Origin of the sequence: Paracoccus sigandri (genome assembly GCF_003709565.1) — a bacterium.
In the GTDB taxonomy this organism is placed as follows: domain Bacteria; phylum Pseudomonadota; class Alphaproteobacteria; order Rhodobacterales; family Rhodobacteraceae; genus Paracoccus; species Paracoccus siganidrum.
This window is the reverse complement of record NZ_QNRC01000008.1, coordinates 66,548-81,186: the sequence shown is the minus strand read 5'-3', so window position 1 is coordinate 81,186 and position 14,639 is coordinate 66,548. Positions and strand designations below refer to the sequence as shown.

Sequence of the window (14,639 nt, the reverse complement as noted above, 5' to 3'; positions counted from 1 at the left end):
GGGTCCGGGGGGCGAAGCGCCCCCGGCGCTCGCGGGACGCAAGATCGCCGCCGCCCACAAGAAAAAGGCCCGCATCGCTGCGGGCCCTTCATAACGGATCAGGCAATCGCCCTAATGCGGCGTGATCCCCCGCAGCCTTTCCGAGCGGCGGCGCAGCAGTTCCACCGTGGTCAGCAGCGCGATCGAGAACAGCACCAGGATCGTCGCCACCGCCAGGATGGCGGGCGAGATCTGCTCGCGGATGCCGTTCCACATCTGCCGCGGGATGGTCTGCTGCTCGGGGCCGGCGATGAACAGCACCGCCACCACCTCGTCGAAGCTGGTGACGAAGGCAAACAGCGCGCCCGAGATCACGCCGGGCAGGATCAGCGGCATGGTCACCCGGAAGAAGGTCCTGCGCGGGCTGGCCCCCAGGCTTGCCGCCGCCCGGTTCAGCGACTGGTCGAAGCCGACCAGCGTGGCGGTCACGGTGATGATCACGAAAGGGATCCCCAGCGTCGCATGGGCCAGGATCACCCCCGCATAGGTGCCCGCCAGCCGCCCGCAATTCGTCGGCAGCCCGAAGATGCCCAAAAGCTCGCAGGGGTTCGAGTAGAAGAAGAACATCCCCGTCGCGGTGATGATCAGCGGCACGATCATGGGCGAGATCAGCACCGCCATGATCGCCCGGCGGAACGGCATCTCGGGGCGCGACAGGCCAAGCGCCGCCAGGGTCCCCAGCACCGTCGCCAGGATCGTCGAGAACACGCCGATGATGATCGAGTTCTTCGCCGCCTTCACCCAGTTGGCGTTGTTCCAGGCGTCCAGCCACCAGGCCATGCCATCGGCACCGGGGTTCTGCATGCCGAAGGTCAGCAGGCTGCGATACCAGCGCAGGCTGTAGCCGTCGGGATCGAAGCTGCGCATCCGCTGGGTGAAGGTGAAATAGGGCTCGGCGTTGAAGGAAAGCGGGATGATCACCACGATCGGCGCGATCAGGAAGAAGAAGATCAGCCCGCAGATCACCAGATAGGCATAGTGCCAGATCTTCTCCAGCGGGCTGGCATAGGTCGGAAGCGCCATGGCGGTTACCCCAGTTTCAGATTGTCGATGCCGACCATGCGGTCATAGACCCAGTAGAGGATCAGCACCGCCGCCAGCAGCAGCGCGGCCAGCGCCGCGGCCATCGACCAGTTCAGCGTGTCGGTCATGTGCATCGCGATCATGTTGGAAATCAGCTGCCCCGAGGACCCGCCGACCAGCGCCGGCGTGATGTAATAGCCGACGGCCAGGATGAAGACCAGCAGCGCGCCGGCCCCCAGCCCCGGCAGGGTCTGCGGGAAATAGACCCGCCGGAACGCCGTCCAGCTGGTCGCGCCCAGGCTGCGCGCGGCGCGCACATAGGACGGGTTGATGGTGCGCATCACCGAATAGAGCGGCAGGATCATGAAGGGCAGCAGGATATGGGTCATGGCGATGATCGTGCCGGTCTGGTTGTAGATCATCTGCAGCCGCTGGCTGCCACCGATCACGCCCATCCAGACCAGGATGTCGTTGATGACGCCCTGCTGCTGCAGCAGCACCATCCAGCTTGTGGTCCTGACCAGCAGCGATGTCCAGAAGGGCAAGAGCACCAGGATCATCAGAAGGTTCGACTTGCGCATCGGCAGCGTGGCCAGCAGATGCGCGATCGGAAAGCCCAGCAGGAAGGTCAGCCCGGTGATCAGCAGCGACAGCCAGAAGGTGCGCATGAACAGCATGCCATAGACCTGCTGCTGCGGCGGCACCTTCTGGATGCTGCCATCCTCGGCCCGCGTGCGGTCCATCGAGGCAAGGTAGAAATTCACCGTATAGGGGCTGGAGGCGACGCGCATGGCGTTCCACAGCCGCGGGCTGGACCAGGCCTCGTTGATCTCCAGCAGCGCCTCGCGGAAGGGCGGCTCGATCCCGCCGCGGACCTGGCGGCCGGTGGCGGTGAACAGCGACCGGGTGCCCGGCACGTCGTAATTGATCCGCGTGCCGACCACGCCGATGGTGCGCGCCTCGGCCGCGGCGGTCAGGTCCGCGGCCAGCGCCGCCCAGGCGGCCTCGTCGGGATCGGTGCCGCGCGGGTTCTCGGCGAACCAGGCCGAGATCTGCGGCATGTTCCGGGAAAACCCGTCATTGTGGAAGGACCGCTGCAACATCTGCCCGATCGGCACCACGAAGGTGATCAGGATGAAGGCCAGAAGCGGCAGCACCAGAAGGAAGGCGCGCCGCCGCGCCCGCATCTGGCTGCGCGCCAGCGCCCGCGACAGCGGCCGGCCATCGGCGGTGGTCAGCCGTCCGGTCGCCACCCCCCCGGCGGTGGTGGCAACGGCAGCGTGCGGATCGAGTGCGTCAGACATCAAGCCCCCCGGAAAGTCAGTCCCGCCGCCCGAAACCGGAACGGGCGGCGGAAGCGGTTCAGTTCGCCGCCAGCCAGCTGTTGAAGCGCTCGGTCAGCTCGGCATCGTGATCGGCCCAGAATTCCGGATCGTCCATGACCGCGGTGGTCAGGTAATCGGGATTGGTGGGCATGTGCGGCGCCATCTCGGTCTCGCCGTCCTGGTACAGCCCGACCAGCGCGGCCGAGGACTTGCGCGCCGGGCCATAGGCGATGTAGCGCGCCTGGTCGGCCAGCCGCTGCGTGTCGGTGGCGAATTTCAGATATTCGATCGCCGCCTCGGGATTGGGCGAATCCTTCGGGATGACGAACATGTCCAGGTCCATGTATTGCCCGTCCCAGATGATCTCGAAGGGCTTGCCCTCGCCCACGATCGCATCGAAGAAGCGGCCGTTATAGCCGGTGGCCATCACCACCTCGCCATCGGCCAGCAGCTGCACCGGCTGGGCGCCGGCTTCCCACCAGACGACGTCGCGCTTGATGGTGTCCAGCTTGGCGAAGGCCTGCGCCACCCCTTCCTCGGAGCCCAGCTTGTCATAGATCTCGTCGGCGGGCACCCCGTCGGCGATCAGCGCCAGATAGAGCGTGCGCTTGGGGTTCTTGGGCAGGCCGCGCTTGCCGGGGAATTTCTCCAGGTCGAAGAAATCCGCCGCCGTCGAGGGCGCCTCGCCCTCGAACTTGGTGGTGTCATAGGCGATGACGGTGCCCCAGAAGATGTTGGCCACCGCGCAATCCATCAGCGCGCCGTCGATGAAATCCTCGACCGCCGGGGTGCCGTCGGGGGCCGGCGGCAGGATCGCCGGGTCGATCTCGACCAGCGCGCCCTCGTCGCAGAGCCGGATGGCGTCGGAGACCTCGACGTCGAAGACGTCGCCGGTGACATTGCGCGCCTCGACCTGCGCCTTCAGCGGCGTGGCCGGGTTGTCGGCGGCGATCATGTTCACGCGGATGCCGGTCGCCTCGGTGAAGGGCTTGTTATAGGCCTCGACCTGGCTGATCTCGTAGGCGCCGCCCCACGACACGACATTCACCTCCTGCGCGGCGGCGGCGGTTCCCAGAACCCCCAGCGCCGTGGACAGGACCATTGTCTGCTTCACGAATTTCACGTCGATTCTCCCGTTGTCATGTTCGGCGCGATGGCCGTTCTTGTTGCTTGGTCCCGCCTGCTGCGGGACGGTGGCGGGCGGGGTCGCCCCCGCCCGCCGGCCGGCTCAGTTGGCAAGCCAGCTGTTGAAACGCTCGTTCAGCTCGGCATCGTGATCGACCCAGAAGTCGAGGTTCGAGGCCAGGGCGTTGGTCATGTTCTCTTCATAGGTCGGCAGGCTGGGACCCATGGGCACGTCGCTGCCCTCGATATTGCCCACCATCGCCGCGGCCGAGCGGCGCGGCGGGCCGTAGCTGATGAATTCGGCCGCGCGCGCCTGCGGCGCGGCCGAGGTGGTGTAGGTGATGAATTGCAGCGCATCGTCGACATTCGGCGCGCCCTTCGGGATCACCCAGCCTTCCATCTCGTAGATCTGGCCGTCCCAGACGATGTTGAACGGCTTGTTCTCGCCATGGGCGGCGTTGAAGATCCGGCCGTTGAAGGCATAGGCCATGGTCACTTCGCCATCGGCCAGAAGCTGCGGCGGCTGCGCGCCGGCCTCCCACCAGATCACGTTGTTCTTGATGGTGTCCAGCTTGGCGAAGGCGCGGTCGACGCCCTCGGGGGTGGACAGCGCGTCATAGACCTCTTCGGCGGGCACGCCATCGGCCATCAGCGCGAATTCCAGGTTGAACTTGGCGCCCTTGCGCATCGTGCGCTTGCCGGGGAAGCCTTCGGTGTCGAAGAAATCCGCGGGGGTCGAGGGCTTGGCATCGTCGGGGAACTTGCTGTCGTCATAGGCCAGGATCATCGAATAGACGTCGGTGCCGACGAAACATTCGGTGATGGCGCCGTCGATGAAATCCTCCTCGGCGGGGGTGCCGTCGGGGGCGTCGGCCAGGATCGAGGCGTCGATCTCCTCCAGCAGCCCTTCGTCGCAAAGCCGCACGGCATCGGCATATTCGACCGAGGCCACGTCGACCGAGACGTTGCCCGCCTCGACCATCGCCTTGATCGGCGTGGCCGGGTTGTCCGCATCGGCCATCGTCACCTTGATGCCGGTCTCGGCCTCGAAGGGTTTGGCATAGGCTTCCAGATGGCTGTTGCCATAGGCGCCACCCCAGGACAGCAGGTTCACATCGGCAAGCACCGGCGAGGCCAGAAGGCCGAGCGCGGTCGAGAGGGCGAGTGTCTTCTTCATTGAATGCTCCAACTGCAAGATCACGCGGCGTTTCGCCGTCATTCTTGGCCCGGCCGGTTCCGGCGCGGGCGCGGCCGGGACGGCGTCACCGCCCGGCCGGACGACCACCATGCCGCCCGGACGGCGCGACGGTGGCCGGGCGCGCGGACAGGGCCGGCGCGAAGATCATCATGAACGCAAGGCGGCGCGATTTCCATGCCCGTCCGCAAGGCCGGCACCCCGGCGCCGCGCCCCGCGCGCGATCCCGCGACGGGGCCGCCGGAATGGCACAGGGAACGGTCCTGGGTCTCAACGCGCCTTGCCTCCCTCTCGCTCAGATCGGCTCCAGCGCCCTGGCATCGGCGGGATGCCATCCGACCTTGATCTGCTGGCCGGGCTCCAGCGGGGTCTGCCCCAGCGTGTTGCGCATCTTCATCACGAAATCGTCCGAGCCCGCAACATGCAGCCGGGCCCGCAGGATGTCGCCCATATAGATGATCTCGACCACCGTCGCGTCGATCATATGCGCATTCTCGGGCATCATCGCGGGCTTGAACTCGACCCGCTCGGGGCGGATCGAGACCAGCGTCCGCTGGCCCTTCTCGGTCACGTTCACGGGCGTCGCGTCGATCAGCTCACCCGTCTCCAGCCGCACCAGCGCGCGGTCGCCCGAAAGCTCCTCCAGCGTGCCGGGCAGCTTGTTGTTCTCGCCGATGAACTGCGCCACGAAGCTGTTCTCGGGGCGCTCGTAAAGGTCGGCGGGCGGGGCAAGCTGCTGGATCCGGCCGTCGTTGAAGACCGCGACCCGGTCCGACATGGTCAGCGCCTCGCCCTGGTCATGGGTCACATAGACCACGGTGATCCCCAGCCGTTCGTGCAGGTGCTTGATCTCGAACTGCATGTGCTCGCGCAGCTGCTTGTCCAAGGCGCCCAGGGGCTCGTCCATCAGGACCAGCTTCGGGTCGAAGACCAGCGCGCGGGCCAGCGCGATCCGCTGCTGCTGGCCGCCCGAGAGCTGCGCCGGGCGGCGGTTGGCGAAGGCGCCCATCTGCACCATGTCCAGCGCCCGCTTGATGCGCTCCTCGCGCTCGGCCTTGCCCATGCCGCGCACTTCCAGCGGGAAGGACAGATTCTCGCCCACGGTCATGTGCGGAAACAGCGCGTAGTTCTGGAACACCATGCCGATGCCGCGCTTGTGCGGCGGCACCTGGTTGATCGGCCGGCGGTCCAGCAGGATCTCGCCATGGGTGGCGGTCTCGAATCCCGCCAGCATCATCAGGCAGGTGGTCTTGCCGGAACCGGAGGGTCCGAGCATCGTCAGAAACTCGCCCTTGCCGATGGAAAGATTCAGGTCTTTGACGACAAGTGTCTGGCCGTCATAACTTTTCTGTACTCGGTCAAACACCACGAAGGCATCGCCGTGAGGATCGTCCAGCAAGCAGCGCTCTCCCTGTTTTGTCTGTTCGTTGTTCAGCGCAAGGCCGAGCTTATGCGTCGTGCGAAGCCGAATGCAACACCGATTGCGACCTTTCATGTCGGGGATACGGCAAGGCCCCGAAAGCGCCGCGAAAATGGCCATGTTCCGCGGGGCGGCGCACAGAAATCACGCGGGCGCGAAAGCCCCGCCCGCCGGCCGTCGGCGCGACCGCAGGCGGAGGATATGCCGGCGCTTTCGCCGCGCGCCGCCCCCGCAAAACGCAGCGCCCCGCGCATTGCCTGCGCGGGGTGGTTGCCTTCCCGTCCGGGGGCGCCCTCAGTGGCCGGTCGCCTTCAGCACGACGCCGACGGTGCGGATCAGAATGGCGGCGTCGTTGACGAAGCTCAGATCGCGCTCGTAACGCTCGTCATACCAGGCGCGGTCGGCGAAGGACGTGTCGTTGCGCCCCGCCGTCTGCCAGAAGCCGGTGATGCCGGGGCGAACGCGATAATAGGCCTCGCATTCATACATGCCTTCCTGGCAGGGCATCATCGGACGCGGGCCGATCAGGCTCATCTCGCCTTTCAAAACGTTCCACAGCTGCGGCAGTTCGTCCAGCGAGCTGCGGCGGATGAAACGGCCCACGCGGGTGATGCGGGGATCGGCGCGCAGTTTCTGCGTGGTTTCCCATTCCTGCCGCGCCTCCTCGTTCGAGGCGAGATAGGAAGAAAGGCGCGCATCGGCATCCACGACCATGCTGCGCAATTTCCACATGCGATATTGCCTGCCATTCCGGCCGACACGCATCTGCGAATAGAACGGGCGCCCACCATCGCTCCAAACAATCAAAGCGAGAATCAATACAACCGGAGCGACAATGGGCATACCGAACAGAACAAGAAGCACATCCAGAGGGCGCTTGAACAATCGACGATAGACACTAGGCCTGCGCGGTCCGACCGAGGGGCCGGTTTGCGCCGAAGGAGTGGGAACCGTTGTAACAACTTGATTTTCGGCACTCATCATAACCCACCCGATCAACAAACCTACAATACCGTCGGCTCCTCCCCATGCCTCCGGGCCATAACCGACCCGAAGACTCCCCTGCCAGAAGCAGTCGCCATGACCATTGTTCGACGAAGGACGGAGAGTCGTCTTTACGAGATGGAAACTAGCATTTCGGCACGTTTCCGCCCATCGTTAAAACTTTAAACAAGCTTTAAAGGACCTAACTTTTCGGATAGGTAAGTGGCCCTACAGCACCCAGCGATTTACGGAATGATTTGGAATACAATCCTGGGGTGTATTTGAACCGGAAGGTTTTCCGCCGATCGCCATCAACGATTCGCGACGGCGAGAATCAGCCGGGCGGATACCGTTGCAGCAGCAATCAAAACCCTGCAGAGCGTGCAATCCGCGCCCGGCCCGATCACCGCGGCGCGCCCGGATCGGCGCCGGGCAAACCCGTGGGCGCGATCCAATCCGATCCATGGCCGCCCGAAGGACAGGCGCGGCGCCCCTGTGGCAGGATTCCGCCCGCCCCTCAGATCTGCCGTTCGGGCATCTGCACGACCAGCCCGTCCAGCGCCTCGGTCACCTTGATCTGGCAGGTCAGGCGCGAGCGTTCGGGATCGGGCTCATAGGCGAAGTCCAGCATGTCCTCCTCCATCGGGTCGCGCGGCGGCAGCTGGTCCACCCAGGCGGGATCGACATAGACATGGCAGGTCGAGCAGGCGCAGGCCCCGCCGCAATCGGCGTCGATGCCCGGAATGCCGTTGTCGCGGGCGCCCTCCATCACGGTCATGCCGGGCCTGACCTCGACCTCGTGGCGGGTGCCGTTATGCTCGATATAGGTGATTTTGGCCATGTCGCTTGCTTCCCTTTGCTTCCCTGCGAAATAGGCCATCGGCCGCGTATTGAAAAGGGGCGGCCCCGGCGGGCCGCCCCCCTCTCTGCCTGCCCTGTGGGGCTATTCCTCCTCGGCGACCGGCAGGGCGACGAAGCGCGGCTCTCCGGCGCGGCGGATCAGCACCAGCATCGACTTGCGCCCGGCCTCGCGTGCCTCGTCGATGCGGGCGTTCAGTTCCGCGACCGTGGTGACCGGCTGCTGGCCCGCCTCGGTGATGATGTCGCCGGCGGCCAGGCCCTTCTCGGCGGCCGCGCTGGCGGGATCGACCTCGTTGACGACCAGGCCCCGCATGTCGCGCGACACGCCAAGCTCCATCGCAAGCTCGGGCGTCAGCGGCGCCAGCGTCATGCCCAGGACGTCGGACGAGCCGCCGCCTTCCGCGGGCGCGCCGCCTTCGCCGCCGGTGCCCTCGGCCAGTTCGCGCCGTCCCAGCGTCACGCTCAGCACCTCGGGATTGCCGTCGCGCATCACCACGACCTCGACCGCCTCGCCCGAGGGCGCCTCGGCCACCCGGCGCACCAAGCTGCGGGTGTCCTGGACCTCGCCGCCGTCGAAGCTGGTGATGACGTCGCCGGCCCGCATTCCGGCATCCTTGGCCGGCCCGTCGGGCACGTCGGTGACCATCGCGCCCTTCTCGCTGGCCAGTCCCAGCGCCTCGGCCATGTCGGGGGTCACGTCCTGGATCTTGACGCCCAGCCAGCCGCGCCGCGTCTCGCCGAATTCGCGCAGCTGATGCACGACGGTCGAGACCACGTTCGAGGCCATCGAGAAGCCGATCCCGATCGAGCCGCCATTGGGCGACAGGATCGCGGTGTTCACGCCGATCACCTCGCCCTGGAGGTTGAACAGCGGGCCGCCGGAATTGCCGCGGTTGATCGCCGCGTCGGTCTGCAGGTAGTCGTCATAGGTGCCCGACAGTTCCCGGTTGCGGGCCGAGACGATGCCGGAACTGGCCGAGAAGCCCTGCCCCAGCGGGTTCCCCAGCGCCAGCACCCAGTCGCCCACGCGGGCGCTGTCGGAATCGCCGAACTTGACGAAGGGCAGCGCATCCTCGCTGTCGACCTTCAGCAGCGCGACATCGGTGTTCGGATCGCGGCCGACCACGGTCGCGGGCAGGCGCTTGCCGGAATAGAACTCGATCTCGATCTCGTCGGCGCCGTCGATCACGTGGTTGTTCGTCACGATGAAGCCATCGGCCGAGATCACGAAGCCCGATCCCAGCGCGTTCGAGCGTTGCGGCGGGATCCCGCGCCCGCCCGGTCCGGGTCCGGGCATCCCCGGAAAGCCGAAATCGCGGAACAGGTCGGAAAACGGGCTGCCCTCGGGGAAGGACGGCCCGCCGGTGGGCTGCGAGATGACCGAGGTGGTGGTGATGTTCACGACAGCGGGGGCGACCTGCTCGACCAGGTCGGCGAAGCTGCCGGGCATGACCTGACCGGCCGTGGCATCCGGGTTGGCGGACAGCGGCTCGTTGTTGTTCGCCGCCTCCTGTGCCTGCTGGCTGGCCTCGGGCGAGATGTCCTGGCCGGCCTGCTGCGCGCCCGCCTGACCAAGGCCCAGGGTCAAGGCGATGGCCGAAACGGTCAGAAGATGCCGGGGAAGTAGCGCTTTCATTCTTTTGTCCTCATCTGTCGGATGATCCTTTGCGACGCCTCCGCGCCGCCGGGACGCTGTGATCAGAAACGGATATGGGCATGCGTTGCAAATAAACCACGCTCTCGCTCGATGAAGTGATCGTGACTTTCGTTGCAGAACCAGCATTGCAGCCAGCATTGCAGAACGGGCGGAGCCTGTCACCTCCGCCCGCCCGGCCGATGTCAGTTGTTCTGCTCGGCCTCATCGGCCGGAGCCTCAGCCCCGCCACCACCATCACCGCCGGCGCCATCCTCGGCGCCTTCTTCCGCAGGCGGCGGCGTTTCCTCGGCAGGCGCCGGTTCCGCCGCGCCCTCGCCTTCGGCCGGCGCGGCGGCGTCGTCCTCGGTTTCGGCGGGCGGCGGCACCACGGCCGAGGGGGTTTCGGGCGGCGTCACCAGGCTCTCGGGCACCGGGGTCAGCTTCACCCCGGCCGATTCGCCAAGCGGCTTGCCTTCGCGGTCGGTGACGGTGGGCGTCACCAGGTCCTCGTCCTCGGTCCCTTCCACCTCGGCCGAGGGTTCCGGCCGGGTCGCGCGGGTGCCCGCCGGGACGGGTTCCGAGGCCGGGCTGGCACGGCTGGCGCCGTCATCGCGCAGATAGGTGAAGAACTCGCCATCCGGGCTGATGACCATCTGGCTGTTCTCGCCCCGCAGCGCCCGCTCGTAAGAGGTCATCGAGCGGGTGAAGGCGAAGAATTCCGGGTCGCGGCCGAAGGCGTCGGCATAGATCGCGTTGCGCTGCGCATCGGCCTCGCCGCGGATCACCTCGGATCGCTTGGTGGCCTCCGAGGTCAGCTCGACCACGGTCCGGTCGGCGGCGGCGCGGACGCGCTGCGCGGCCTCGCCGCCACGGGCGATCTCGTCGGCGGCCTCGCGCTGGCGCTCGGCCCGCATCCTTGCATAGGTCGCGTTCAGGTTCTGCTCGGGCAGGTCGGTGCGGGTCAGGCGCACGTCGATGATCTCGACCCCCAGCCCGGCCGAGTTCTTGCGCGCCTCGTCGCGGATCTGGTTCATCAGCGCGGTCCGGTCGTCCGACAGAACCTGGGTCGAGGGCACGGTGCCCAGCACCTCGCGGATGGCGTTCCGGACGATCGGCTCCAGCCGGCCCTGCGCGCCCTGGATGCCGCCCGCGCCCACCGCCTGGCGGAAGCGGACCACATCGGTGATGCGCCAGCGGGCGAAGGCATCGACGACCAGGCGGCGGTCGTCCAGCGGCGTGACCTCCAGCGGCGTGGTCGGCAGGCCCAGGATGCGGCCGTCGAACTTCTCGACATTGTCCAGGAAGGGCACCTTGACGCCCAGGCCGGGTTCCTCCTTGACGTCGACGACCCGGCCGATCCGCAGCACCAGCGCCTTCTCGCGCTCGTCCACGATATAGAGCGACGAGGCCGCCACCACGCCCACCACGATCAGCGCCGGGATGGCAAGGGCCGACAGGGCCATTCTTCTGCGCGCGGCCATCAGTTCGACCCTCCGTCGGTATTGCCCTGCGGCGGCGGCGTGCGGCGCAGTTGGTCAAGCGGCAGGTAGGGCACGATATTGCTGCCCTCGCCCTGCTCGGTCAGGATGATCTTGTCGACGTCGCCCAGAACCTTCTCCATCGTCTCCAGATACATGCGGCGGCGGGTCACGTCCGGCGCCTTGACATATTCCTCGTAGACCGAGTTGAAGCGCGCGGCCTCACCCTCGGCGGTGTTCACGGCCTGGGCGCGATAGGCCTCGGCCTGTTCCAGCATCGCGGCGGCTTCACCGCGGGCGCTGGCAAGGACGCGGTTGGCATAGGCGTCGGCCTCCTTCTCCAGCCGGTCGCGTTCCTGCTGGGCCGCCTGGACCTCGCGGAAGCTGTCGATCACCTCGCCCGGCGGGTCGGCGCGGTCCAGGTTGACCCGGATCACGCTGATCCCCGACTGATAGGCGTCCAGCGTGCGCTGCACGGCCTCCTGCAGGTCGTTGGCGATGGCGCCGCGGTCGCGGTTCAGGATCGGCGCCAGCTCGCTGCGCGCGATGATGTCGCGCATGGCGGATTCGGCCACGGCGCGGATCGTGTCGCCGGGATCGGCCAGGTTGAACAGGTATTTCTCGGGGTCCGAGATGTTCCAGACCACCTGGTATTCCATGTCCACGATGTTCTGGTCGCGGGTCAGCATCAGCCCGCTGTCCATCGGCCCGGCGCGGCCGGTGCCGATCTCGGTCACGCGTTCGTTGGTGACCTGCACCACCTCGGCGGTCACGACCGGCCAGGGGGCGAAGTTCAGACCCTCGGTGCCCACCGCCACGGCGCGGCCGAACAGGAACTCGACGCTCTTTTCGTTGGTCTGCACGCGATAGAAGCTGCTGAAGGCCCACAGCCCGACGGCGACCAGGCCGGCGATGGCCAGGGTCCTGCGGTTGAAGCCGAAGCCCGGCCCCAGCGGGTCGCGGCCACCGCCGCCGCCGCCGTTCGAGCCGCCGCCGCCGCGGCCGCCCATCAGGACGCGCAGCCGCTCCTGCCCCTTCTTCATCAACTCCTCGATCTCGGGCATCTGCTGATCGCCCGGACCCGGCCTGCGAGAGCCCTTGGGGGGCTGCTGATCGCCCCAGGGCCGGTTCGTCGGGCGTTTGCCGCGGTCGTCGTCATCGCCACCGCCATTGCCTCCGCCGCCCCAAGGGCCTTGATTCGCCATATGCTCGACCTTCTTTCGCGTGTGATTTCCGTTGCCTGCAAACTGGGGTCGGGGGACGAAATGTCAACCCTGCCCTGCCCGCAATGCATGGCTGAAGACTGCGACGCAGGGACGCGCCGCAGCCGCTTTGCTATTCCGCCGCCTGCCCGGCCTCCATTTCGCCCGCCTCGCGGTCGGGGCGGTGGCGGCGGGCCGGGCTGCGCATCGTGACCAGTTCCTCGGCGATGGTGGGATGGACCGCCATGGCCGCGTCGAAATCGGCCTTGGTGCAGCCCATGGTGATCGGGATCGCCGCCAGCTGGATCATCTCGCCGGCCGAGGGGCCGAAGATGTGGCAGCCCAGCACCCGGTCGTCGTTGGGGTCCACCAGCAGCTTCATCAGCACCTTCGCGTCCGAGCCCGCGAACATCGACTGCATCGGCCGGAAGGTGGCCGCATAGACATCGACCGACCCGCGCGCCGCGGCCTCTTCCTCGGTCAGCCCGATCGTGCCCAGCTCGTGCGGGCGCAGATAGACGGCGCTGGCGACCGGATCGTGGCGAACCTTGCGGGGCTTGGCGCCGAAGACGGTATCGGCGAAGCTGTGGCCCTCGCGGATGGCGACCGGGGTCAGGTTCACGCGATCCGTCACGTCGCCCACCGCGAAGATCGAGGGCACCGGGCTCTGCGACCATTCGTCGACCTCGATGGCGCCGCTGGATGTCAGCCGCAGGCCGGTATTCTCCAGCCCCAGCCCCTGCGTATAGGGCGTGCGGCCGGTGGCGAAGAAGACCGCGTCGAATTCGTCGCGGCTGCCATCGTCGAAATCGACGGCGATGCCGGTGGCGGTCCTGTCCAGCCGCGTGGGGTTCACCCTCAGCCGCAGGTCGATGCCGCAGGCGCTCAGCTGCAGGGTGGCCATGTCGCGCGCCTCGCGGTCGAAGCCGCGCAGCACCGCGTCGCCGCGATAGACCTGCACCGTGCCCACGCCCAGCCCGTTCAGGATGGTGGCGAATTCGCAGGCGACGAAGCCGCCGCCGACCAGCAGCGCCCGGCGCGGCAGTTCCTCCATCAGGAACAGGTCGTCCGAGATCAGCCCCAGCTCCTCGCCCGGAATGCCCGGTTTCGCGGGGCGTCCGCCGACGGCGATCAGGATGTGGCGGGCGGTCAGCCGGGTGCCGTCGGCCAGCTCGACCGTGTGGTGATCGGCCAGCCGGGCGCGGCTTTTATGGATGGTGACGCCCGCCTTTTCCAGGCCGGCGGTATAGATCGTCTCCAGCCGGACCAGTTCCGCGTCCAGCTTCTGGCGGAAGGCTTCCCAGCTGAAGGTCCCGGTCGCGGCGCCCTGCCAGCCATAGCCGCGCATCTCCTCGGCCATGCCGGGGCCCGATGCGGCGAAGATCATCAGCTTCTTGGGCACGCAGCCGCGGATCACGCAGGTGCCGCCCATGCGGCTTTCCTCGGCCAGGCCGACGCGGGCGCCGTATTCGCCGGCCGCGATCCGCGCCGCGCGCACCCCGCCCGAGCCGCCGCCGATCACGAAAAGGTCATAGTCGAAGCTCACAGCAGCGCCCCTTCCTCGTCCGCCAGCGCGTCGCCCTCGTCCTCGCGCGTCAGCTCGACCACGCTGCCGTCGGGGCGCCCGATGATCGCCAGGTCGCAGATGCCCAGGAACAGCCCGTGTTCGACCACGCCGGGAATGGCCGACAGCGCGCGGGCCAGCGCCGGGGCGTCGGGGATCGCCTCCAGCGCGAGATCGAGGATATGATTGCCCTCGTCGGTCACGAAAGGCCGGCCGTCGCGCTGGCGCAGCAGGATCGGCCGGCCGGAAAGCTCCAGCCGCTCCAGCGCGCGCCCGACCAGGACCTTCGTCGCCTCGAGGCCGAAGGGGATCACCTCGACCGGCAGGTGGAAGGCGCCCAGCCGGTCCACCACCTTGCCGGGATCGGCGATCACCACCATGCGGTCGCTGGCCTGGGCCACGACCTTCTCGCGCAGATGCGCGCCGCCGCCGCCCTTGATCAGGTTCAGGTCCGGGTCCACCTCGTCGGCGCCGTCGATGGTCAGGTCCAGCCAGCCGATCTCGTCCAGGCTCTCGACCCGCAGGCCCAGTCGCCCGGCCAGTTCCGCCGTCGCCTTCGAGGTCGCCGCGCAGCGCAGCGCCAGCCCCTCGGCCTTCACGCGCTCGGCCAGGACCTCGACCATGATGCTGGCGGTCGAGCCGGTGCCAAGCCCCAGCCGCATGCCGTCCCGGACCAGAGCCACCGCCGCGCGCGAGGCGGCCAGCTTGGCGGGATCGGGCTGTGATGACATGGACATGGGGGCCTCCGTTCTGCTGGGTTGACGACTTATAGGCCAAGGCGCGGCCA

Annotated in this window: 12 protein-coding genes; all 12 read right to left on the bottom strand. The window is 67.6% G+C overall.

Annotated features, from left to right (window positions below):
- Positions 1-111 precede the first annotated feature (111 nt).
- A complete protein-coding gene (locus tag C9E82_RS09450; protein ID WP_119899363.1) occupies positions 112-1,062 on the bottom strand; it encodes an ABC transporter permease in 951 nt (316 codons plus the stop codon).
- A gap of 5 nt (positions 1,063-1,067) precedes the next feature.
- Positions 1,068-2,366, bottom strand: a complete 1,299-nt coding sequence (locus tag C9E82_RS09445) for an ABC transporter permease (RefSeq protein WP_119899361.1) — start codon at positions 2,364-2,366, stop codon at positions 1,068-1,070.
- 58 nt (positions 2,367-2,424) lie between these two features.
- The gene (locus C9E82_RS09440) at positions 2,425-3,489 is read right to left on the bottom strand and encodes an ABC transporter substrate-binding protein (protein ID WP_170162124.1); all 1,065 of its coding nucleotides are present in this window, start codon (positions 3,487-3,489) and stop codon (positions 2,425-2,427) included.
- Between the two features lie 126 nt (positions 3,490-3,615).
- Positions 3,616-4,689 (bottom strand): ABC transporter substrate-binding protein, encoded by a 1,074-nt coding sequence (locus C9E82_RS09435; RefSeq protein ID WP_119899373.1) that lies wholly within the window; start codon positions 4,687-4,689, stop codon positions 3,616-3,618.
- Positions 4,690-5,002: 313 nt separating this feature from the next.
- Entirely contained in the window at positions 5,003-6,106 is a 1,104-nt protein-coding gene (locus C9E82_RS09430) for an ABC transporter ATP-binding protein (protein WP_170162123.1), read from the bottom strand.
- Positions 6,107-6,421: 315 nt separating this feature from the next.
- Positions 6,422-7,108 carry a sugar transferase gene (locus tag C9E82_RS09425; protein WP_240643607.1) on the bottom strand — a complete coding sequence of 229 codons (687 nt, stop codon included), beginning with the start codon at positions 7,106-7,108 and terminating at the stop codon, positions 6,422-6,424.
- A 520-nt stretch (positions 7,109-7,628) separates the two neighbouring features.
- On the bottom strand, positions 7,629-7,952 hold the full coding sequence (locus C9E82_RS09420; protein ID WP_119899359.1) for a 2Fe-2S iron-sulfur cluster-binding protein: 324 nt from the start codon (positions 7,950-7,952) through the stop codon (positions 7,629-7,631).
- 102 nt (positions 7,953-8,054) lie between these two features.
- Positions 8,055-9,608, bottom strand: a complete 1,554-nt coding sequence (locus C9E82_RS09415) for a Do family serine endopeptidase (protein ID WP_119899358.1) — start codon at positions 9,606-9,608, stop codon at positions 8,055-8,057.
- Between the two features lie 203 nt (positions 9,609-9,811).
- A complete protein-coding gene (gene hflC / locus C9E82_RS09410) occupies positions 9,812-11,071 on the bottom strand; it encodes a protease modulator HflC (RefSeq protein ID WP_119899355.1) in 1,260 nt (419 codons plus the stop codon).
- A gap of 17 nt (positions 11,072-11,088) precedes the next feature.
- Positions 11,089-12,291, bottom strand: a complete 1,203-nt coding sequence (gene hflK / locus C9E82_RS09405) for an FtsH protease activity modulator HflK (RefSeq protein WP_119899352.1) — start codon at positions 12,289-12,291, stop codon at positions 11,089-11,091.
- A gap of 130 nt (positions 12,292-12,421) precedes the next feature.
- Entirely contained in the window at positions 12,422-13,834 is a 1,413-nt protein-coding gene (gene gorA, locus C9E82_RS09400) for a glutathione-disulfide reductase (RefSeq protein WP_119899350.1), read from the bottom strand.
- Positions 13,831-14,589 (bottom strand): ribose-5-phosphate isomerase RpiA, encoded by a 759-nt coding sequence (rpiA, locus tag C9E82_RS09395; RefSeq protein WP_119899347.1) that lies wholly within the window; start codon positions 14,587-14,589, stop codon positions 13,831-13,833. Before rpiA ends, gorA begins: the two co-directional genes overlap by 4 nt.
- Positions 14,590-14,639 lie beyond the last annotated feature (50 nt).

What these genes read in the sequence shown, in the direction of transcription:
- rpiA (WP_119899347.1), bottom strand. Translation starts at nt 14,589, where the DNA reads ATGTCCATGTCATCACAGCCCGATCCCGCCAAGCTGGCCGCCTCGCGC.
- C9E82_RS09440 (WP_170162124.1), bottom strand. Translation starts at nt 3,489, where the DNA reads ATGGTCCTGTCCACGGCGCTGGGGGTTCTGGGAACCGCCGCCGCCGCG.
- C9E82_RS09445 (WP_119899361.1), bottom strand. Translation starts at nt 2,366, where the DNA reads ATGTCTGACGCACTCGATCCGCACGCTGCCGTTGCCACCACCGCCGGG.
- C9E82_RS09420 (WP_119899359.1), bottom strand. Translation starts at nt 7,952, where the DNA reads ATGGCCAAAATCACCTATATCGAGCATAACGGCACCCGCCACGAGGTC.
- hflC (WP_119899355.1), bottom strand. Translation starts at nt 11,071, where the DNA reads ATGGCCCTGTCGGCCCTTGCCATCCCGGCGCTGATCGTGGTGGGCGTG.
- C9E82_RS09425 (WP_240643607.1), bottom strand. Translation starts at nt 7,108, where the DNA reads ATGAGTGCCGAAAATCAAGTTGTTACAACGGTTCCCACTCCTTCGGCG.
- hflK (WP_119899352.1), bottom strand. Translation starts at nt 12,291, where the DNA reads ATGGCGAATCAAGGCCCTTGGGGCGGCGGAGGCAATGGCGGTGGCGAT.
- C9E82_RS09415 (WP_119899358.1), bottom strand. Translation starts at nt 9,608, where the DNA reads ATGAAAGCGCTACTTCCCCGGCATCTTCTGACCGTTTCGGCCATCGCC.
- C9E82_RS09435 (WP_119899373.1), bottom strand. Translation starts at nt 4,689, where the DNA reads ATGAAGAAGACACTCGCCCTCTCGACCGCGCTCGGCCTTCTGGCCTCG.
- C9E82_RS09450 (WP_119899363.1), bottom strand. Translation starts at nt 1,062, where the DNA reads ATGGCGCTTCCGACCTATGCCAGCCCGCTGGAGAAGATCTGGCACTAT.